This window comes from Mesorhizobium sp. Ca11 (genome assembly GCF_020165275.1).
In the GTDB taxonomy this organism is placed as follows: domain Bacteria; phylum Pseudomonadota; class Alphaproteobacteria; order Rhizobiales; family Rhizobiaceae; genus Mesorhizobium.
Genome location: NZ_JAIUHU010000011.1, coordinates 44,051 through 61,997 on the forward strand (window position 1 = coordinate 44,051; position 17,947 = coordinate 61,997).

The 17,947-nt window shown below is 62.9% G+C and carries 20 protein-coding genes; 9 read left to right on the forward strand and 11 right to left on the reverse strand.

All coding sequences use genetic code 11. From position 1 onward, the window contains the following. Window positions 1-2: 2 nt before the first annotated feature. The 4 genes from LB538_RS19725 to LB538_RS19740 form a co-directional block, all read right to left on the reverse strand. Complete coding sequence (locus LB538_RS19725) at window positions 3-863, reverse strand: ABC transporter permease (RefSeq protein ID WP_224528981.1); 861 nt, start codon at window positions 861-863, stop codon at window positions 3-5. Window positions 864-889: 26 nt separating this feature from the next. Then, complete coding sequence (locus LB538_RS19730; protein ID WP_224528515.1) at window positions 890-1,849, reverse strand: ABC transporter permease; 960 nt, start codon at window positions 1,847-1,849, stop codon at window positions 890-892. Window positions 1,850-1,927: 78 nt separating this feature from the next. After that, window positions 1,928-3,502: an ABC transporter substrate-binding protein gene (locus tag LB538_RS19735; protein ID WP_224528517.1), complete on the reverse strand. Its 1,575-nt coding sequence runs from the start codon at window positions 3,500-3,502 to the stop codon at window positions 1,928-1,930. A gap of 21 nt (window positions 3,503-3,523) precedes the next feature. Continuing rightward, window positions 3,524-4,237: a FadR/GntR family transcriptional regulator gene (locus LB538_RS19740; RefSeq protein ID WP_140542389.1), complete on the reverse strand. Its 714-nt coding sequence runs from the start codon at window positions 4,235-4,237 to the stop codon at window positions 3,524-3,526. Window positions 4,238-4,354: 117 nt separating this feature from the next. Between LB538_RS19740 and LB538_RS19745 the strand changes: the two genes are divergently transcribed. Continuing rightward, on the forward strand, window positions 4,355-5,326 hold the full coding sequence (locus tag LB538_RS19745) for a Gfo/Idh/MocA family protein (protein ID WP_224528519.1): 972 nt from the start codon (window positions 4,355-4,357) through the stop codon (window positions 5,324-5,326). Next, window positions 5,323-6,318 (forward strand): Gfo/Idh/MocA family protein, encoded by a 996-nt coding sequence (locus LB538_RS19750; protein WP_224528520.1) that lies wholly within the window; start codon window positions 5,323-5,325, stop codon window positions 6,316-6,318. The genes LB538_RS19745 and LB538_RS19750 overlap by 4 nt, the downstream gene beginning before the upstream one ends. On the opposite strand, the gene LB538_RS19755 is transcribed toward LB538_RS19750, so the two are convergent. Continuing rightward, window positions 6,254-6,670 (reverse strand): hypothetical protein, encoded by a 417-nt coding sequence (locus LB538_RS19755; RefSeq protein ID WP_224528522.1) that lies wholly within the window; start codon window positions 6,668-6,670, stop codon window positions 6,254-6,256. The genes LB538_RS19750 and LB538_RS19755 overlap by 65 nt on opposite strands. 143 nt (window positions 6,671-6,813) lie before the next feature. Here LB538_RS19755 and LB538_RS19760 point away from each other — a divergent pair, with 143 nt between their 5' ends. Beyond that, the gene (locus tag LB538_RS19760; protein WP_224528525.1) at window positions 6,814-7,050 is read left to right on the forward strand and encodes a hypothetical protein; all 237 of its coding nucleotides are present in this window, start codon (window positions 6,814-6,816) and stop codon (window positions 7,048-7,050) included. 7 nt (window positions 7,051-7,057) lie between these two features. Beyond that, window positions 7,058-7,996, forward strand: coding sequence for a dihydrodipicolinate synthase family protein (locus LB538_RS19765; protein ID WP_224528537.1), 939 nt, complete (start codon window positions 7,058-7,060; stop codon window positions 7,994-7,996). 727 nt (window positions 7,997-8,723) lie between these two features. Here LB538_RS19765 and LB538_RS19770 read toward each other — a convergent pair. From LB538_RS19770 to LB538_RS19795, 6 genes are read right to left on the reverse strand one after another with little or no spacing between them, the layout of a single operon-like run. Then, entirely contained in the window at window positions 8,724-9,983 is a 1,260-nt protein-coding gene (locus tag LB538_RS19770; RefSeq protein ID WP_224528539.1) for an ABC transporter substrate-binding protein, read from the reverse strand. Between the two features lie 47 nt (window positions 9,984-10,030). After that, window positions 10,031-10,453: a hypothetical protein gene (locus LB538_RS19775; RefSeq protein ID WP_224528541.1), complete on the reverse strand. Its 423-nt coding sequence runs from the start codon at window positions 10,451-10,453 to the stop codon at window positions 10,031-10,033. A 5-nt stretch (window positions 10,454-10,458) separates the two neighbouring features. Then, window positions 10,459-11,514 carry an aldo/keto reductase gene (locus tag LB538_RS19780; protein WP_224528542.1) on the reverse strand — a complete coding sequence of 352 codons (1,056 nt, stop codon included), beginning with the start codon at window positions 11,512-11,514 and terminating at the stop codon, window positions 10,459-10,461. Beyond that, a complete protein-coding gene (locus LB538_RS19785) occupies window positions 11,511-11,864 on the reverse strand; it encodes a TIGR04076 family protein (protein ID WP_140542327.1) in 354 nt (117 codons plus the stop codon). Before LB538_RS19785 ends, LB538_RS19780 begins: the two co-directional genes overlap by 4 nt. Window position 11,865: 1 nt before the next feature. Continuing rightward, on the reverse strand, window positions 11,866-12,348 hold the full coding sequence (locus LB538_RS19790; protein ID WP_224528544.1) for a DUF3830 family protein: 483 nt from the start codon (window positions 12,346-12,348) through the stop codon (window positions 11,866-11,868). Next, on the reverse strand, window positions 12,345-13,079 hold the full coding sequence (locus LB538_RS19795; RefSeq protein WP_224528546.1) for a GntR family transcriptional regulator: 735 nt from the start codon (window positions 13,077-13,079) through the stop codon (window positions 12,345-12,347). Before LB538_RS19795 ends, LB538_RS19790 begins: the two co-directional genes overlap by 4 nt. A gap of 127 nt (window positions 13,080-13,206) precedes the next feature. Between LB538_RS19795 and LB538_RS19800 the strand changes: the two genes are divergently transcribed. Genes LB538_RS19800 through LB538_RS19820 form a run of 5 tightly spaced genes read left to right on the forward strand, consistent with a single transcriptional unit; the run spans window position 13,207 to window position 17,924 of the window. Further along, window positions 13,207-14,007 (forward strand): ABC transporter ATP-binding protein, encoded by an 801-nt coding sequence (locus LB538_RS19800; protein ID WP_224528548.1) that lies wholly within the window; start codon window positions 13,207-13,209, stop codon window positions 14,005-14,007. After that, a complete protein-coding gene (locus LB538_RS19805; RefSeq protein ID WP_224528551.1) occupies window positions 14,004-14,750 on the forward strand; it encodes an ABC transporter ATP-binding protein in 747 nt (248 codons plus the stop codon). Before LB538_RS19800 ends, LB538_RS19805 begins: the two co-directional genes overlap by 4 nt. Next, complete coding sequence (locus LB538_RS19810) at window positions 14,747-15,655, forward strand: branched-chain amino acid ABC transporter permease (RefSeq protein WP_224528553.1); 909 nt, start codon at window positions 14,747-14,749, stop codon at window positions 15,653-15,655. Before LB538_RS19805 ends, LB538_RS19810 begins: the two co-directional genes overlap by 4 nt. Continuing rightward, window positions 15,652-16,629 (forward strand): branched-chain amino acid ABC transporter permease, encoded by a 978-nt coding sequence (locus LB538_RS19815; RefSeq protein WP_224528556.1) that lies wholly within the window; start codon window positions 15,652-15,654, stop codon window positions 16,627-16,629. Before LB538_RS19810 ends, LB538_RS19815 begins: the two co-directional genes overlap by 4 nt. Before the next feature lie 5 nt (window positions 16,630-16,634). Then, a complete protein-coding gene (locus LB538_RS19820; RefSeq protein ID WP_224528561.1) occupies window positions 16,635-17,924 on the forward strand; it encodes an NAD(P)/FAD-dependent oxidoreductase in 1,290 nt (429 codons plus the stop codon). Window positions 17,925-17,947: the final 23 nt, after the last annotated feature.

The following is a 17,947-nucleotide window of genomic DNA, read 5'->3' on the forward strand; positions in this document are numbered from 1 at the left end:
CTTCAGTTGAGATCGGATCGGGGATCGAAAGCGTCACGCAGCCCATCGCCAATGAAATTGATGGCGAGGACCGTGAGTACGAGGGCGGCACCGGGGAACATCCACTGCCAGGGGTATTGTTCGAGGACGACGGTGGAGCGGGCAAGATTGAGCATATTGCCCCAGCTCGCTTCGGGTGGTGCGATGCCGAGGCCGAGGAAAGAGAGGCCAGCTTCCAACAGGATCGCGTTGGCGATCTGCAAAGTTGCGTAGACGACGAGGATGTCCATGCAATTGGGCAGGCCGTGGCGAAACAGGAGATGCGGCAGCCCTGCCCCCATGCCGCGCGCGGCAACGACGAAATCGCGCTCGCGCAGTTCGAGGAGGCGGGCCCTGACCATGCGCGACAGAACCGGCCACGATAGCAGCGAGATGACGAGGATTGTCGGCGCGATGCCGGTGCCGGCGATCGAGGCAAGAACCAGCAAGAAGATGACTGGCGGCAAGGTCATGGCGAGATCGACGAAGCGCATCGCGGTTGCATCGATGATGCGGCCGCCGAAGCTCGCGATAGCACCGATGAGGAAGCCAATAACGGTGGAGATCGCGACCGAGCAGACGGCAACCAGCAGCGAGATGCGACCACCCTGCAGAAGTCGCGCGAAAACATCCCGCCCGACGCCGTCGCTGCCGAGCCAATGGGTGGCGGACGGTCCCTTGTTCATGGCCTTCAGGTCGATGGCGTTAGGAGCGTATGGCCACCACCAGTGGTAGGTCATGACCGCTATCAGTACGGGGATCACGATGACCAGACCGGCCCGCGCGGCGCGGTTCTCGATGAAGCGGCCGAGTGCGCGGCGCAATGGACCCTTGATGCGCTGCATGGGTGGTTCGATCTCGGCAATCGTCATCACCCCACCTGGATGCGCGGGTCGACAAAGGCGTAGACAACATCGGTGAGAATGTTGACCAGAATGACGCAGACACCGATCACCAGCGTGGCACCCATGATGACGGGATAGTCACGCGTGCCGACGGCATTGACCAGCAGCAAGCCCATGCCTGGCCAGTTGAAGACGCTCTCCAGGAAGATCGCGCCGCCGATCGCGATGCCAATGGTCGACCCGATCAGCGTGATGACCGGCAAGAGCGCGTTGCGGGTGGCGTGCTTGATGATCACCCAGAACTCTCGCACGCCTTTGGCCCGGGCGGTTCGGACATAATCCTGGTTGAGCACTTCGAGCAGCGAAGCGCGCATATAACGCATGATCAGCGCCGCGTGGCCGATCGACAGCAGGCATGCCGGCAGAATTAGGTGGGCAAGCACATCGGAGATCGAGAATGGCGCGCCCGCGGTCTGCATGCCGCCTGACGGCGCCCAGCGCAGCAGAACCGAGAAAAAATAGAGGCCAAGCAGAGCGGTCAGGAAGGCCGGACTCGATATGCCGATGAACGACAGCACCGACATCGCAATGTCGGGCCAGGCGTTGCGGCGCACGGCGCTGTAGATACCGCTCGCGATACCGACGATGATGGCGATCGCCAGCCCCGTGCCCATCAGGAGAGCCGTGGGTCCGATGCGCTCCATCACCAGCGGCAACACCCGCACGCCGTTGCGCTGGGTCGAATAGCCGAAATCACCCGACAGAGCCGCACGCACCCAGCCGAAATACTGAAGCGGCAGCGGCCGATCGAGACCGAGGCGATCGCGCAGGGTCTCGAGATCGGAAGCCGACATCGGCACGGAAGGATTGATATATGCGTCGATCGGATCGCCAGGCGACAGGCGCAACAAGATGAAGATGAGGAGGCTCAAGGCAACCAGCATCAACAGTCCTGTGGCGCAGCGGCGGGCTATGAAGCTCAGCATTGGCTTTCCGCAAGTGGATGGTGTGGGCCGAATCCCAGAGGAAACCGGCCCTTGTGGCGGGCCGGGAGACCCGCCTGCTCACTGAATGTCCCAGGCCTCGGGATGAGCGGCGTAAGGACCGCCAGCGGGTGCAGGCGTCCAGACGAAATCCTTCAGCTTATTGGAGGCAACGCCGTAGCGATTGGCCACCCACAGCGTTGCCCACGGAAGGTCCTTGTTCATCACCTTGCAAACATCCCGCCAAGCGGCATCGAGCTTGGATGCATCGGTTTCTCCGAGCGCCTTGTCCAAAGCCGCGCTCAGATCGTCGAACTTGATGCGCATGGTGTTGAAGCCGGCGGGCGGAATCTGCGACTTGTTCAGGCCCGGATTGATGCCAGCCGGGTTCGGGCCATTCTGCAGGCCGGCATAGACCATGGGAAATGCGTTCCAGTCCGGCGTGCCTCCCTTGTAGACGATGCCATTGTAGGTCGGCGTATCGACGACACGCGGCACGACGTTAATGCCGACCTGCGACAGCATGGACTGGATGGCTGCCATGACATTGGCAGCCTGCGGAGAGCCGTAATAGGTCAGCAACGTGATGGGCTTGTCGCCGTTGATCTTGTCCCAGCCCGCCTCTGCCAACAGCGCTTTGGCCTTGGCCGGATCGTAGGCGTAGGTTTCCAGCCCTTCGGGGACCAGTTGCGGCGCCACAAAGCCGCAGTTGGCTGGTTTGGCTGCGCCGCCATAGAGGCTCTCTATGATCGCGTTACGGTCGATGGCGTACATGATCGCCTGACGAACCTTGAGATCCTTGAACAGGTCGACCTGCTGGTTGAGACCGATATAGTTGACCACGTAGGAGCCGCCTTCGATCACCTTGAAGTTGGAATCGGTCTTGAACGACGCCGCGTCGTCAGGCTCGACATAGGTGAATTGGATCTCACCAGCACGCAGCGCCGCGACCGCCGCGGCCGGGCTCTCGAAATAGCGGTTAATCAGCACGTCGACTTTCGGCTTGCCGCCACGATAATCGTCATCCGCGGCCAGTTCGACATATTGGTCGGTGACGTATTTCTTGAACTTGAACGGACCTGTGCCGACCGGATTGGTCGACCACCAGGTGCTGGTTGCCAGCGACTCCGGCGGCATTCCGGCAAGAGCATGTTCCGGCAGGATCAGCACCTGCGAAAGAATGGACAGGAAGGAGGCGTTCGGCTTCGACAGCTTGATGATTACGGTGCTGTCGTCGGGCGCCTCGACCGAAGCGATATCGCCGAGGCGTGCCGCGAACAGGCTGCCGGAAGCTTTGTTCTTGGCAAGGTCGATGGTGAATTTCACGTCCTTCGACGTGAACGGCTTGCCGTCGTGCCAGCTCTCCTTGACCAGGTTGAACGTATAGGTCAGCTGGTCGGCGCTCACCGTGTAGTTCTTGGCCAGGTCGCCTTCGAGTTGGGTCAGCCCTGCATTCCAGATGACCAGCGGTTCAAAATAGGTGCTGAGCCACGTGAAGCCGCCAGTCGCGACTAGCGGGTTGAAGTTCTTGGGGAAGCCGCCGGGACCGACGTCGAAACCACCCGCAATGGTCTTTGGACTTTGCGCCTGCACGATGGTCGGCAGGCCGGTGCCGAACAGCAGCGCGGCAGCGATGGCTATCGTCTTGATGCGCATGGTTTCCTCCCTTGGCATTTTTCAGGTTGTGCGGTTTTTGGCGATAACTTGCTGGATGCCTCTGTAGTGATCGTCGAGCCGGCTACGTGCCCGGTCGACATCCTTGGCGGCGACCGCCTCGACGATTTCATGATGATCGCGCCAGGTGGCGAGCGGCGTCGGATTGTCGAGATTGGTGAAATCCGAGGCCTTGTTGAACGCCACCCAAAAGATATCGATCAATGCGCTGAGCATGTGGTTGTTCTGGCAGCGGAACAGCATCTGATGGAATTGCTGGTCCTCTTCGGCAAAGCTCTCGCTGCGCTCCGCGCGCTGGCGCATGCTTTCGGTCAACCGGCGAAGCTCGTCGATGTCTTCGGCGCTGATCATCTCGATGGTCTTGGAGATCAGCCCGGTCTCGAGCACACGGCGAATCTCGCGCAGTTCCTCGACATCGCGCAGCGAGTCCTGCAGGCCATAAGCCAGATTGTCGAGTAGTGGCTTGAAGGAGAATTCCTTGACGAACACGCCGATGCCACGACGCGTCTCCAGGATGCCGATCGATTCCAGCGCCTTGATCGCTTCGCGGACCGAATTGCGGCCAACGCCGAGCCGCTGCGCCAGGAAGGTCTCCGGGGGCAACGGGTCGCCTGCCTTGAGCCTGTTCGCCTCGATATAATTCCGCAGGCTCTCCTGGACGGTCACATGCAAAAGCGGTGGTCGGCTAAGCGGTTCGATCGACTTCAATACCGGCATCTTGTTTCCTGTTTCCACTGCTGTCCGACGCCGATAACCACTTCGCTTGAGAGGCTGACGACTTGTCCTATAACGACTTGTAGGATATCCTGCAAGTGCACCAGGAAATACCAGGAGATGAAAATCGTTTTGGCCGGCATTAGCCATTGGCACGCCGACTTGCATCTCGATGCGGCGCGCGATGCCGGCGCTGAAATCATCGGCGTGTGGGATGAGGACGAGGCGCATGCAAGGGGCTTTGCAGCGCGCAACTCGCTTAGGGCGATTGCTGCATTCGAAGACATCCTTGCAACACCTGCGGATCTGATCTTGCTGATGGGACACCCTTCGAACGTGCCGGCCAGGGCGCGCAGGATAATCGAAGCCGGCGTCCCGCTTGTCCTCGAGAAGCCGGCAGCGACCGGCACGGCGCCGCTGATGCAACTGAGAGACCTAGCCCATCAACGAAAAGCCTTCGTCGGCGTGCCTTTGCCCAATCGCTTTGGCCCGGCGGTGATCGCCTTTGAGAGACTGCGAAGGGAAGGCCGCGCCGGCCAAGTCGCGCACGGCCATTTCCGCGTCGTCAACGGGCCGCCAGAGCGTTATGCCGCCGATGGTGTCGGCTGGGTGGTCGATCCCGCGATTGGCGGAGGCGGCGCATTGCGCAATCTGGGCATCCACGGTGTCGATGCAGCGCTGAGTCTGGCCAGTGGAGAGCTCCATCTCAAAGCTGTATCGATGGGCAACCGCATCCACAGGGCTCCGGTTGAGGACTACGCATTGCTGGTGCTCGAGGATAATGCCGGCGCGGTGTTCACCATTGAGGCGGGCTATACCTTCGCTTCAATGCTCCCTGGTGGGGATTTCGAATGGCGCATCGTCGCCGCCAACGCCACCCTCATCGACCGTGGCGACAAGGCGATCTGCGCAACTCTCGACGACGCTGCGGTTGTGGACCTGCCGGTCGAACTGCCGGCTACTCGCTACCGCCTCAGCATGCGCGACACATTCGAACGGTTGCGGCGAAACGCTGCGCCGGCAATCTCCATAGACGACTATGTTGCGGCGATGTCGCTGATCGACGCCGCATATCAGAAGGCAGGACGATGATTGCATTAGGCATTATCGGCGCGGGCGATTTTGGCGCCGCGCATGCACGCGCAATCAAGGAGGTCGACGGCATCCGCCTCGTCGCAGCCTGCCGTGGAAACGCGACGGCGCTGGCGGCTTTCACGGCCGAGTATGGCGGCAAGGGCTACACCGACTGGCGCGAACTTCTCGAAGACAGCGGCGTCGATGCCGTCGTTATCGCTGCCCCGCACGCGCTGCATGCCGAAATGGCGATCGGCGCGGCCAAGGCCGGCAAGCACATTCTGCTCGAAAAGCCGATGGCGCGAACTGTAGCCGAATGCGATGCAATCAATGCGGCTGTGGCGCAGAGCGGCGTCAAGCTGATGGTCGCCCACCTCCTGCATTTCTCGAAACCTTGCATGGCAGCCAAGAAGGTCATCGAGGCAGGCGAGATCGGACGGCCGCTGATCGCGTCGAGCTGGATGATCAAGCTCTGGATGGAGCACAACCGGCGCGACTGGCACCTGCGCAACGCTACCGGTGGCGGCATGCTGATGACGGCCGGCATTCACGCGCTCGACCGTCTCGTCTGGCTGATGGATGACGAAGTCATCTCGGTGAGCGCCATGCTCGGCGCAAAATTCCATCAACAGGAAGCGGATGACACGTCGATGCTGGCGCTGCGTTTCAAACGTGGCGGCCTGGGCCAGGTGCAGAGTATTGGCTATCGCAACGGTGCGGTCGGCTTTGCGATGGATCTCGTCTGCGAGCGCGGCACGCTACGCATCGACATGGATCGCGGCACGATGATTGGTCGCGATACCGTGTGGACCGACCTGCCGGATTCGTTCGAGCCCGCCTGGATGCACAATGCGGTGAAACGCGAATGGGCAGCGTTGCGCGACGCTATCGTCGACAACAAGCCGGTACCGGTGACGGGCGCCTATGGGCGCAATCTCATCGGCATCATCGAGGCAGCCCACGCCTCGGACAAATCCCGCCGCGAGGAAACAATCGCTGATGCCGGCTGACATAGATACGATTGCCGAGGCCATCGCCGAGGCTCACAGAAACCCGCGTCGACGCGTACCGGGGTCGCGTTTGGTCGACCTGACGCGCGGCGATGCGATGGCCGTTCAAGGCGCGGTGTTGAAGCAGCTCCGAGAGCGCGTGCCCGTCGCCAAGGTGGCCATGCCGCCCGATGGTATCGCGATGGCTGCGGCGATCCCCGCCGGAATGCTTATCGGCGATGGCGAAACGATCGAACTTGGCGAACGCGACCTCGCCGGGCTCGAGATCGAAGTGGCTGTCAGGCTCGGCGCCGACCTGACGCCTGAGATCGCCAAAGCTGGCCGCTCGGCCGTGTTGCAGACCATCCAGCATTTCATTCTCGGCATCGAGCTCATCGGCTCTCGCATCGACGACCGGACCAAAGCCGGCCCGTTCGGCCGCTGGCCGACAATATGGTCACAGGCGGTTACGTCATCGGCAGGCAGACACTGGCGCAAGCGCCGAAGGTCGACGGGATGGCGATCACGCTTTCCAGCGACGGAGCGATCAGCCAGCGCGAGATCGCCAAATACTCGTTTGGCGACGCCCCTTCTCCCATCATCGCTTTCGCCGGAATGGCCGACGATCATTTCGGCAGCTTCAAAAAAGGCATGGTGATCACCACGTTGTCGCCGCTGCTGATCGCTCCAAGGAGGGGTCGCATAGAGGTCAATCTTGGAGACTTCATGCCGCTCTCCTTCACGCTGCGCTAGTCGGACCATGAGTGATCATCTCTCCGCCCTCCCCGAACACGCGCCGCGCGGCATCTGGGGCGCCGTGATGCTGGCCGTGGGCCTGGATGGCAATATCGACTGGAGCGTCACGCAAGAAACCGTCGCGCGGCTCTGCGCATCCGGCGTTCACGGCGTCTATTCCAACGGCACGGCATGTGAATTCCATTGCCAGACTGAAGCAGAATTCGACCGGCTGAGCGAGATGGTGGCGGCAGTCGCCGGTGCCGCGAGAATCCCATTCCAGATCGGCATCAGCCAGTCCAATCCGCGAGTTGCATGCGAGCGATTGAAGCGGGTTGCGGGATTGGGACTCTCGGGAGTGCAATTCACCTTGCCGGACTGGTGGCCACCAAGCGACGAAGAAGTGCTGCGTTTCGTCTCGGGCTTGGCCGAGGCAGCGCCGAGCACTCCTCTGGTGCTCTATAACCCGCCCCACGCCAAGCGGCGGCTGACTCTAGAAAGTATTGCCGCATTGGGCACCGCGGTACCCTCGCTTGTCGGGGCAAAACTCCCCGGCGGTGACGCCACCTGGTACGCCGGCATGCGGCGCGAACTGTCGGGCCTTTCGGTGTTCGTGCCAGGCCACACGCTGGCAACCGGTTACGCGAACGGTGCGCATGGCAGCTATTCGAACATCGCCTGCCTTAGCCCGAAAGGCGCACTGCAGTGGTGGGCGCAGATACGAGCCGGGGAACAAGCGGCCTTCGAGATGCAAGCACGCGTACAGGCCTTTCTCGCGGACCACGTCCTACCATTTCGGGCACGCTACGCCGTCAGCGACGCCGCCCTCGACAAGGCAATGGCGGCAGCCGGCAGTTGGAGTTCGATCAGGGCCAAGCTATTGTGGCCCTATTCTTCGGTCCCCGACGAGGACATCCCACCGCTGGCGACGGCGGCACGCGTTGCCTTCCCTGGATGGTTCTAGCATGGCGCGCTTGCCGAATGGTACTGACGGGGAGACTTTGGCGATATGGGGCAGCTGCGGCTGCTTTTCGCACTCGGGCGCTATGCGCGATCAGGAAAGTCGGCGTGACGATCGCGATGTTTTCCTTGCCGGCCTTCAACGCCACCGACTCTGCGCCGACACGGTCTTGGTCGGCTCGGCATTCAGTCGCGGTGAAACCGTCGCCTGGCGGCATCCATCGGGCTGGCGGTCATGTTCGTGGGGTTCGAGAACTCACCATGGAATGCCGACGGAGGAATCGCGCGACAACGCCGAGCGCGGCGTTGCCATGGCCCGCGTAGCCGCTAGTTATGCGGAGCGGCCACTTGCATCGGCTCATCAGGCCATGGTCTCGTTGGAATTGCGTCAGCTGACCAGTGTCCCATTTTGTCCATGAGCACCCTCAATTCGGGCTGAGGCGCGACCCAGAAAGTTCGAAAGCTTCCAAGAACCCCAGACAAATGGATGCCGCCTCGGACATTGAGCTCACGGCTATCGCCGCCAACGTCCGCGATGGAGCGGCCAATATCGCCGGCAAAAGAGCGCCCGATTTGGACTGTCGGCGGCTCCGTCCTGGTAAACGAAAAAAGAATTGCAGCCGGCCGATCCTATTCGCGATCGCATGCCGCGCAAGTGATATCGGTCCGCCTCAAGCGATACCGGCAGCAATCGCGATGAAATGCTGTCGATGCCGGTAGCACTGTCCAGCTTACTGCAGCTTGGCCTGCAGGGCATTGACATCGTCGGTGGTCATTTCACCATCGGTGGTCACTTTGCCGTCGACAATCTTCCACAACCGGAACGGACCGGTGATGTCGCCGAATTTGTCGAAGACGACCGGACCGATGACGCCTTCATAGCGGATCGGTTTGCCGTCCTTGATCAGGCCGAGTGCCTTGGCGAACTCCTCCTTCCCGGCAAAGATCGGCGTGCCGGCCGGGTCGACCGCCTTGTATATGGCATCCCTGATCCTGGCCGGATCCTCTGAGCCGGCTATGGCAATGGCAAGGCCAACGATGGCGCCGGCGTCATAGGAGCGGTCGGCCGCCGGATTCGAGGGCTCGATACCGGAGAACGCCTTGTAGTTCTTGGTGAAATACTCGGTCGATGCGGTCGGGCTGGTGCCGGACGATGTGCCATAGGCATCCTTCAAATAGTCGGCACCGACCGACTCGATGAAGTCAGGGCTGTTCATGCCGTCATTGAGCAGAAATTTCTGCACGCCCCCTTGCGATATCCAGGTGCGGGCGATGGTGGCGCCATCGACCGGCGTGCTGACGAGATAAAGTCCGTCCGGCTCGCCTCCCATCGCTGCCGTCACTTCCGAGGCATAGCTCGACTGCTTCTCATTGTAGGGCGTGTCGGAAACGATGGTGCCGCCGAGCGCTTTATAGGCGCGCGAGAATTCGGCCACCATGTTGACGCCGAAATCGTTGTTGACGTGAATGATCGCCAGCTTTTTGAAGCCCCTGTCGAGGGCGTATTTGGCCGCGGCCACGCCCTGCAGCGCGTCCGAGGTGATGGTGCGGAAGAAGATGCCGTTGGTCTTGCCCTCGCGGCCGAGTGCCGTCAGCGTCGGCGAGGACGAAGCCGGCGAGACCTGGACGATCTTGGCCGGCGCGGTGACCGAGGTCAGGATCGGGATCGACACCGAGGAGATGATGCCGCCGATAATGGCCGGCACCTTCTTGACCTGTACCAGCTGGGTCGCGGCATCGACCGCGATGTTGCCCTGGCTCTGGCTGTCGCGCGTGTCGGTGACGAGATCGCAGCCGCTCACGCCACCGGCGTCGTTGATGTCGCGGAAGGCCATTTCGACAGACTTGGCGCCGGCCTGGCCGTATTCGCCGGCGGGACCGGTCAGTTCCATGACGAGGCCGACGGTGATCTTGCAATCGGCGGCCTGCGCGGCGCTGGCAATCGTGACGAGAGCGAGCGCGGTGGTGAGTTGGAGTATCGTCTTTCTCATTGTTGTTCCCCTTTAGTTACACGAACTGGTTTGACGTCTCGAAAGTGTCAGTGTTCCGGCACCTGCAGCCAGGTTTCATGCAGATGCCGCCATTGGACGCCATTGGGCGCCGATGAACTAGCAGTGAAGACGGCACTCGACTGGCGGCGGCTGTGCTTGCCGCCACGCAACTGCGCCTCGACATAGAGGATGACGATCGTGTCGCGGGCCTGCCAGCCGGGCTTGATGTCCTCAATCGAGATGGCGAAGCCATCGTCGCATGTGGCGCGGCTGGAGCGGACATGCTCAACGACGGCCTTACGGTCGAGGATCTGGCCGGTTGGTGCGATCACCGTCAATCCTTCCCCCATGGCGGCTTCGAAGCGGCCGAAATGCACTCTATCGGCGCGCGCAGCAACGAACCAGTCGGCGAAGAAGCGATGCAGGTCGATGACTTCGGCACTGGCCCGCGAAAACAGCTTTCCGTCCATCGTTTTCAAACCCGGCCCGCGTTGAGATTGTAGTGCATGATCGAGCCGTGGCGGCCGTGGCGGTCACGCTCCAGCGCGTAGACATCGCCCTCAAGACCGGCGCCTTGCGCGATGACGGCAGCGATCCGTGCGCGGTCGTCGGCATCGAGCTCGATGTCCATGATGTTCGCATTTGCCAATGCATGCGCCTGGTTGCGGGCACCGACGATCACGGCGGCCACTCGCGGCTGCTCCAGCACCCATGCGCTGGCGATGGTGGCAATGTCGGCCCGATGGCGATCACCGACGGACTTGAGCGCCCGCAGCATTTGCTGGAACAGATCCCAGCCGCCGAAATCATCGATAATCAGCTTGTATTTGACCAGCGAGCGGTTTTCGAGCGGCGTGGTGGGTTCGGCCACGCCAAGCCATTTCTCGCTGAGGAAGCCGCCGGCCACCGAGCCGTAGCAGAGGAAGCTGACGCCGTTTGTCTTCGCAACTGCGGCGAGGCTGTGCGCAGGCCGCTGGTCGAGCACCGAATATTGCAGCTGCTGGCTGACCAGCGGGATGCCGGCGGCCAGGATTTCAGCGAGCCGGGGCGTGTCGAAATTGGTGGTGCCGAGATTGTGCACCTTGCCCTCGCATCGAAGCTCGTCCAGCCAACCCATCGCTTCGACGTAACGAGGCTGCGCATAGTCCCACCAGTGGAACTGCACGAGATCAAGCCGCTCGGTCTTCAGCCTGAGCAGCGACTGGTCGACGATGCCCCTGATATAGTTGCGGCTGATGGTGGCCAGCCGCTCGAGGTCGGGCACCAGCTTGGTGTGCACCTTCATCCTGGCCGCCGCATCAAGGCCGCGCTCATCGGCCAGCCGCAGGCGGGCGGCGCCGATCAGTTCCTCGACGCCGGTGTAGATGTCGGCGCAGTCATAGGTCCAGATGCCGGCATCGAAGGTAGCGATGAGGTCGGCCACCGCCTGGTTGCCGTCGATGGCGCCATGGCCGCCGGCGAGTTGCCACCCACCGCGAATGACGCGCGAGATCTTGTAGCCTGGACCGAGCTCGAAGGTCTTAGCACTCATCCCTCGTTATTCTCCTTCGGCAGCGGCTCGGCCGTGGTTTCGGCATGGCTGAATCGCCGCTTGGCCAGCCTGACGATCCTGAGCCGACTGGAGCAATTGGGGTCGGGACAAGCGATCTCGGCGTCCGAGGTCATCCAATCATTCTTCTGGGTCGGGCGCTGCTTTGCCGCAAGCAGCGGCAGCACGGCGGCAAGCGAATAGATCGAAAAGCCTTGCCCTGCCGGCATCGACAGCGTTTCGCCCTTCAGCTCGAAATAGTCGCCGGCCTTGGCGCCGCAATAAATCGGCTTGCCTTCGGGGACGATCGCCTCGACGCGAAGATCGAAGAGCTCGAAGCTGTCGTCGGTCATGTCAGGCCTCCACCACGATGAAGCTGATATCGCAGGCGCCGTTGCGGCGGATCGCCCCGCATGCGGCGGCGAACTGATCGCTCTCTTCGGCGCGCACCTGCGCCACCACGCTGCCGGCCAGCCAGCCGATCGGGAACAGAAGCCGCGCCCCTTGCCCGTAGAACAGGCCGATGTCGAAGATGGCATTGGGGTTGCCACCCCACATGTGCGGCGGCACGTAGGACAAGACGATATCGCCGGGCTGCGGCGTCAGGGTCGCGTTCTCCGCCGGCAGCGGCCGGGCATAGGCTTGGCCTTCGAGGTCGGCTGATGGAACCGGACAGGAAATTTCAGGTCCAGTCCACATGGCGTGGATGCCTGGGACGACGCGTGGCGTTGCGAGATACGCCGTGAGAAAAGCGGCGTTTTCCGGCGCCTTCTCGGGCAGTAACAGCGCCGTGACGGCAAGCTTCGAGCGTGGCTCGGTGATCCGGATAGAGGTCATGTCTGATCTTTCCCAGCCGCGGATTGCAGCTTGCTGCGCAAGAAGGTGAAGGGCCGGCTGATGTCGGCGACCAGCGCCTCGCGCGCCGCCCGTGCGTCCTGCGTGGCCAGCGCCTCGACAATGCGGCGGTGATACTGGGCGGTGTCGACCTCACCGGCTTCCGAAAAGGCGTAGATGGCGACGCGGATGCATGGCCCCGATTGCAGCCACAGGCTCTCGATCATCGGGATCAGTACGGCCGAGCCACAGGAGCGGTAAATCTCGAAATGAAAGCTCTGGTTGAGCGTCACTTCGCGGTCGACATCTTTCTTGTGCTTCAGCGCCCGCATCTCATCCCATTCGCCGAGAATGGTTTCGATTGTGGAGATCTGGCGCGGCACCATGCGAGCGGCGGCAAGCGCTATCGCCTCGCCTTCGATCAGGATGCGGGCTCGCAAGAGATCGTCGAGGCGATCCAGCGTGATCGGCGGCACGCGCACCGAACGGTTGGGCAACGCCTCCAGCGCCTTTTCCGTGATCAGCCGCCCGAGCGCCTCGCGCACCGGCATCGTCGAGGTGACCAGCGCATCGGCCAGACCGCGGATGGTCAGCACCTGGCTTGGTTCGAACAGGCCGCCAATCAAGGCCCGTCGCAGTTCGGAATAGACGCGATCCTGCACCGTTTCGCGGCCCACCGGCGCAAGCTGGGCCGCGATCGTCTCGTTGTTCCTTTCGGTGGCAGTCTTGTGCATGGAATTCCGCTCTGGGCCCGGTTTTCGGCTTGCGGAGGAAATTAAAGCCGAATAGCGTGATCAAAGCAAGTGTGATCACAAATCAAAATGGGAAGGCGACAACGCGCGTCTTCGGCCAGAGGGTTTTATGAGCGAGGCAACCAGACGGCAGGGGCGGGAGAGCCGTGCGCCGGTCCTGACGGCAAGGAACGTCGTCAGGCAGTTCGGCGGTCTCGTCGCCGTCAACGATGTCTCCTTCGATGTCAAAGCCGGAGAAATCCTTGGCCTGATTGGACCGAACGGTGCCGGCAAGACGACCATGTTCGATCTGCTGGCCGGCAGCATATTGCCGAACAGCGGCGATATCTTTCTCAACGGCACGCGCATCTCCGGTGAAGCCGCTCACCTGCGCATCGGTCGAGGGCTCGGCCGCACTTTTCAGATTCCACGACCGCTGCCCAACCTGACGCTGATCGAAAACATCATGCTGGCAGCGCAGGGGCAGACCGGTGAAAGGCTGCTCGCCAACTTCGTCACGCCTTGGCGAGTGGCGGCGCAGGAAAGAGCCGCCCGGACAAAGGCGCTCGAACTGCTGGAGCTCGTCGCCCTCACCCACCTCGCGTATGAGCCGGCGCGTGTGCTGTCCGGCGGCCAGCGCAAGCTGCTCGAACTCGCCCGTGTCATGATGGCCGACCCGGCGATCATCCTGCTCGATGAACCGGCGGCTGGCGTCAACGCGACGCTCCTGGAGGTCATCATCGATCGGATCCACGACATCAATGCGCGAGGCATCACCTTCCTGCTGATCGAACACAATATCGACATGGTGGCGCGGCTCTGCCACCGCGTCCTGGTAATGGCGAGCGGTCAGTTGCTCAGCGAGGGCACGGCGGAAGCAGTCGCCCGCGATCCGCGCGTCATCGAAGCCTATCTGGGAGGCGCCGCATGAGCGTGACCGTCCTCGATGTCCGCAATCTCGAAGCCGGCTATGAACCCGGCATGCCGATCGTGCGCGGCGCTTCGATCACGGTCGGCAAGGGTGAGATCGTCGTCGTCCTCGGCCCCAACGGCGCCGGCAAGTCCACGTTCATCAAGGCGATCGCCGGCCTCGTCCCGATTACCGGCGGCACGGTTTTCCTGGACGGGAAGAACATCACCGCAGCACCCGCCCACACCATGGTGCGGCTTGGCCTTGCCTTCGTGCCGCAGACCGAAAACATCTTTCCGCTGATGTCGGTCGAGGACAATCTCAAAGTAGCCTGCGGCATCCTCGAGCGGCGGGAAATCCCCGCCCGCATCGAGGAGATGTATGCCGCCTTCCCCGACCTCGTCCGCCAGCGCCGCACCGCCGCCGGCAATCTGTCCGGCGGGCAACGGCAGATGCTCGCCGTCGCGAGGGCGCTGATCGTCCACCCCAAGGTACTGGTGCTGGACGAGCCGTCGGCCGGCTTGTCGCCAAAATTCGTGTCGGTCGTGTTCGAGATGCTGGCCGGCATCCGCAGATCCGGCGTCACCGTTCTGTTGGTCGAGCAGAACGCCAAGGCAGCGCTTGCCATCGGCGACCGCGCTTATGTCCTAGTCGAGGGCAAGGACCGGCATGAGGGCGTCGCCTCCGAATTGTGGAGCGATCCGGTCGTCGCCGAACTCTATCTCGGCCAGCGCCCCCAGCATCACAAGGGAGGCGCGGCATGAGCCTGCAATTCATCGTCGACGGATTGCTGACCGGCTCCATGATCGGCCTCGGCGCCATCGGCGTGACGCTCACCTATTCTATCCTGCGTTTCTCCAACTTCGCCCACGGCGACTTCATGGCCTGGGGAACCTATGCGACGCTGGCCGTGGTCAGCGCCATCGGCGCGACCTTCGGCAAGGTGGCGCCGATCGGGCCACTGTCCTTCGGCTGGTCGCTGCTCGTCGCCCTGGTCGTCGGCATGGCGTTCACTGCCCTGCTGGCGCTGCTGCTCGACAAGGTGCTGTTCTCGCGGCTGCGCTCGCAAGGCCAGGCAATCATCGTCGTGATGGCGAGCTTCGGCGCCTCCATGGCGCTGCGCAGCCTGTTGGAGTTCACCTTCACCTCACGGCCGACCTATTTCAGCCGCGCGATCCAGATCGCCATGCCGATCGGCTTCGGCATCCGCATCACGCCTGACCAGATCGCCTTGCTGCTGCTGACCGCCGTGCTTGTGCTCGGCGTGCATCTGCTGATGACGCGCACGCAGACCGGCCGCTCGATGCAGGCGCTAAGCCAGAACGCGGCGCTGGCCCGCATTGTCGGCATCGACGTCGCCAAGGTGGTGCGCGTCACCTGGATCGTCGGCGGCTCGCTTGCCTGCGTGGCCGGCGTGATGATTGGCATTCTGGTGCAGATCCGACCGTTCATGGGCTTCGACATGCTGCTGCCGATGTTCGCCGCCGCCATTCTTGGCGGCATCGGCAGCATCCCGGGCGCGGTACTCGGCGGCCTGATCATCGGGCTCGCCGAAGCCGGCGCGGTGCAGTTGATCGGTGCCGAATGGCGCGCCGCCGTCTCCTTCATCATCCTGATGGCGGTGCTGTTCGTGCGGCCGATCGGCCTTTTCGGAGTTGGGGAAAGATGATCGATCTCATCGGCTATGGCGCCTTCTTCCTGAGCACTGCACTGATCTTCTCGCTGGTCACGCTGGGGCTCAATTTGCAATGGGGGCTGACGGGCCTGTTCAATGTCGGCCTCGCCGGTTTCGTCGCCATCGGCGCCTACACATCGGCGCTGCTGACGACACCGGACGACCCCGCGCGCCTCGGCGGTTTCGGCCTGCCGATCCTTGCCGGCTGGGCCGGCGCCATGGTGGTGGGCGGCGTTGCCGCAGCCCTTACCGGCATAGCGACGCTGCGTCTGCGGTCCGACTATCTAGCGATCACCACGTTCGGTGTCGCGGTGGTCGTGCAACTGGTCGCACTCAACGCGCAGAAGCTGACCGGCGGGCCGTTCGGCATCGGTTTCATCCCGCGTCCCTTCGGCAGCCTCGCCGAAACTCCGCTGCTGTTCAATCTGTCGAACCTTGCTGTCGTCTCGGCTGTCACGCTGATCGCCTATCTGGCCTTGGAGCATCTGTCACGCAGCCCATGGGGCCGTGTGCTCAAGGCGCTGCGGGAGGACGAACGAGCGGCGATTTCGCTCGGCAAGAGCGCGCGCTTCTACCGCGTCCAGGCCTTCGCCGTCGGCGGCGCTATCATGGCGCTGGCCGGCGCACTTCAGGCGCATTTCATCGGCTTCATCGCTCCCGACAATTACCTGTCGATCCTCACCTTCCAGGTCTGGGTAATGCTGATCGTCGGCGGCTCTGGGAGTAACGCCGGCGCCGTTGCAGGCAGCGTACTGGTCTGGGCGATATGGGCGGGTTCAGGCGCGCTCACGAGCGTGCTCTTCGCACCGGAACAACAGGCGCGAGCCGCATCACTGCAAATCGTCGCCATCGGCGTTATGCTATGCGTTATCCTGTTGGTTCGGCCGAACGGCGTATTTGGTGAGCGGCCACGTCGGGCGCGTTTCGGCAAGCGGACGAAAGCCACAGCCAGCGAAAGTGGATCCTGAACGCAATGGCGCGGCACGAAGCGCTTTCCCTGTGGCACGCGGTCGGCCGCCACCACTGCCTCCGACCCGCGCTGGAAGATCACCTCGATGTCGATCTTGCCGTCGTCGGCGGCGGCTTTGCCGGCCTGTCGACCGCACTGCATGGCGCCAGCAAAGGCCTTTCGGTGGCTGTGCTCGAAGCAGAGATCATCGCCTGGGGCGCCACAGGCCGCAACGCTGGCTTCATCGTGCCAAACTTCGCCAAAATGGATCCGGACGCGATCCTGGCGCATCTCGGTGCCGAGCGCGGCGAGCGGCTGATCGGGGTCGCCGCGGGCAGCGCCGACCTCGTGTTCAACCTGATCGCGCGGCATAGCATCGCCTGCGACGCCGTCCAGAACGGCTGGATACAAGCGGCGCACTCATCGGCTGCTCTCGAGAGAATCCAATCCCGCGCCAGGCAATGGGCGGAGCGCGGCCGGCCGGCGGTGATACTGGACAGCCACCAGACCGAAGCGTTGACCGGCGCGCGAGGCTATGCCGGCGGCTGGATGGACCGCTCAGGCGGCGTGCTCAATCCGGTCCATTTCGCGCGCGGACTGGCCGATGCGGCCGAGAACGCCGGCGCACGGATTTTCGAGCACTCGCGTGTCACATCGATCGACCGATTGTCCGACGGCTGGACGTTGACGACTCCGTCCGGCTCGCTGCGTGCCGGCAAGGTGCTGATCGCCACCAACGCCTATGGCGGCGCGCTTAATCCGACATTGCAGCGGACCTATTTTCCGCTGAAGGTGTTCCAGATCGCGACGGCGCCGCTGCCGTCGAAGGCGCGCCAGCGCTTGCTGCCTGGAGACCAGGGTTTCTCCGACACCAGACGCAATCTTCTCACCTTCCGCTTCGATGCCCAGAACCGGCTCATCAGCGGCGGCATGCATGTGGTAAGCGCGGGCGCCGACAGGCGCGTGCCGCGGACAATCTGGCGGCGACTGGCGAGACGGCTGGAACTGCCCGACTTGCCACCGCTTGAGTATAGCTGGTCGGGGATCGCCGCCGTCGAGCCGGATTTCCTGCCGCATCTGATCGACCTCGGCCCAGGTCTGATGGCGGCCCGTGCCTGCAATGGACGCGGCATCGCCATGACCACGGCCATGGGCAGGGTGCTCGCCGAGTGGGCCGCCGGGACAGAAGGGCGCGACCTGCCGTTGCCATTTGCGCCGCCGGCGCCGATCCCCCTTCACGGCTTGCTGCGCTACGCGCCCAACATGCTGCTGCCTTGGAGCATGTTGCGCGACCGGTTTGATCGGCCCGGTTAGGACGGTTTCAATCACAGCCAGAT

What these genes read in the sequence shown, in the direction of transcription:
- LB538_RS19725 (WP_224528981.1), bottom strand. Translation starts at nt 863, where the DNA reads ATGCAGCGCATCAAGGGTCCATTGCGCCGCGCACTCGGCCGCTTCATC.
- LB538_RS19730 (WP_224528515.1), bottom strand. Translation starts at nt 1,849, where the DNA reads ATGCTGAGCTTCATAGCCCGCCGCTGCGCCACAGGACTGTTGATGCTG.
- LB538_RS19735 (WP_224528517.1), bottom strand. Translation starts at nt 3,502, where the DNA reads ATGCGCATCAAGACGATAGCCATCGCTGCCGCGCTGCTGTTCGGCACC.
- LB538_RS19740 (WP_140542389.1), bottom strand. Translation starts at nt 4,237, where the DNA reads ATGCCGGTATTGAAGTCGATCGAACCGCTTAGCCGACCACCGCTTTTG.
- LB538_RS19745 (WP_224528519.1), top strand. Translation starts at nt 4,355, where the DNA reads ATGAAAATCGTTTTGGCCGGCATTAGCCATTGGCACGCCGACTTGCAT.
- LB538_RS19750 (WP_224528520.1), top strand. Translation starts at nt 5,323, where the DNA reads ATGATTGCATTAGGCATTATCGGCGCGGGCGATTTTGGCGCCGCGCAT.
- LB538_RS19755 (WP_224528522.1), bottom strand. Translation starts at nt 6,670, where the DNA reads ATGCTGGATGGTCTGCAACACGGCCGAGCGGCCAGCTTTGGCGATCTC.
- LB538_RS19760 (WP_224528525.1), top strand. Translation starts at nt 6,814, where the DNA reads ATGGCGATCACGCTTTCCAGCGACGGAGCGATCAGCCAGCGCGAGATC.
- LB538_RS19765 (WP_224528537.1), top strand. Translation starts at nt 7,058, where the DNA reads ATGAGTGATCATCTCTCCGCCCTCCCCGAACACGCGCCGCGCGGCATC.
- LB538_RS19770 (WP_224528539.1), bottom strand. Translation starts at nt 9,983, where the DNA reads ATGAGAAAGACGATACTCCAACTCACCACCGCGCTCGCTCTCGTCACG.
- LB538_RS19775 (WP_224528541.1), bottom strand. Translation starts at nt 10,453, where the DNA reads ATGGACGGAAAGCTGTTTTCGCGGGCCAGTGCCGAAGTCATCGACCTG.
- LB538_RS19780 (WP_224528542.1), bottom strand. Translation starts at nt 11,514, where the DNA reads ATGAGTGCTAAGACCTTCGAGCTCGGTCCAGGCTACAAGATCTCGCGC.
- LB538_RS19785 (WP_140542327.1), bottom strand. Translation starts at nt 11,864, where the DNA reads ATGACCGACGACAGCTTCGAGCTCTTCGATCTTCGCGTCGAGGCGATC.
- LB538_RS19790 (WP_224528544.1), bottom strand. Translation starts at nt 12,348, where the DNA reads ATGACCTCTATCCGGATCACCGAGCCACGCTCGAAGCTTGCCGTCACG.
- LB538_RS19795 (WP_224528546.1), bottom strand. Translation starts at nt 13,079, where the DNA reads ATGCACAAGACTGCCACCGAAAGGAACAACGAGACGATCGCGGCCCAG.
- LB538_RS19800 (WP_224528548.1), top strand. Translation starts at nt 13,207, where the DNA reads ATGAGCGAGGCAACCAGACGGCAGGGGCGGGAGAGCCGTGCGCCGGTC.
- LB538_RS19805 (WP_224528551.1), top strand. Translation starts at nt 14,004, where the DNA reads ATGAGCGTGACCGTCCTCGATGTCCGCAATCTCGAAGCCGGCTATGAA.
- LB538_RS19810 (WP_224528553.1), top strand. Translation starts at nt 14,747, where the DNA reads ATGAGCCTGCAATTCATCGTCGACGGATTGCTGACCGGCTCCATGATC.
- LB538_RS19815 (WP_224528556.1), top strand. Translation starts at nt 15,652, where the DNA reads ATGATCGATCTCATCGGCTATGGCGCCTTCTTCCTGAGCACTGCACTG.
- LB538_RS19820 (WP_224528561.1), top strand. Translation starts at nt 16,635, where the DNA reads ATGGCGCGGCACGAAGCGCTTTCCCTGTGGCACGCGGTCGGCCGCCAC.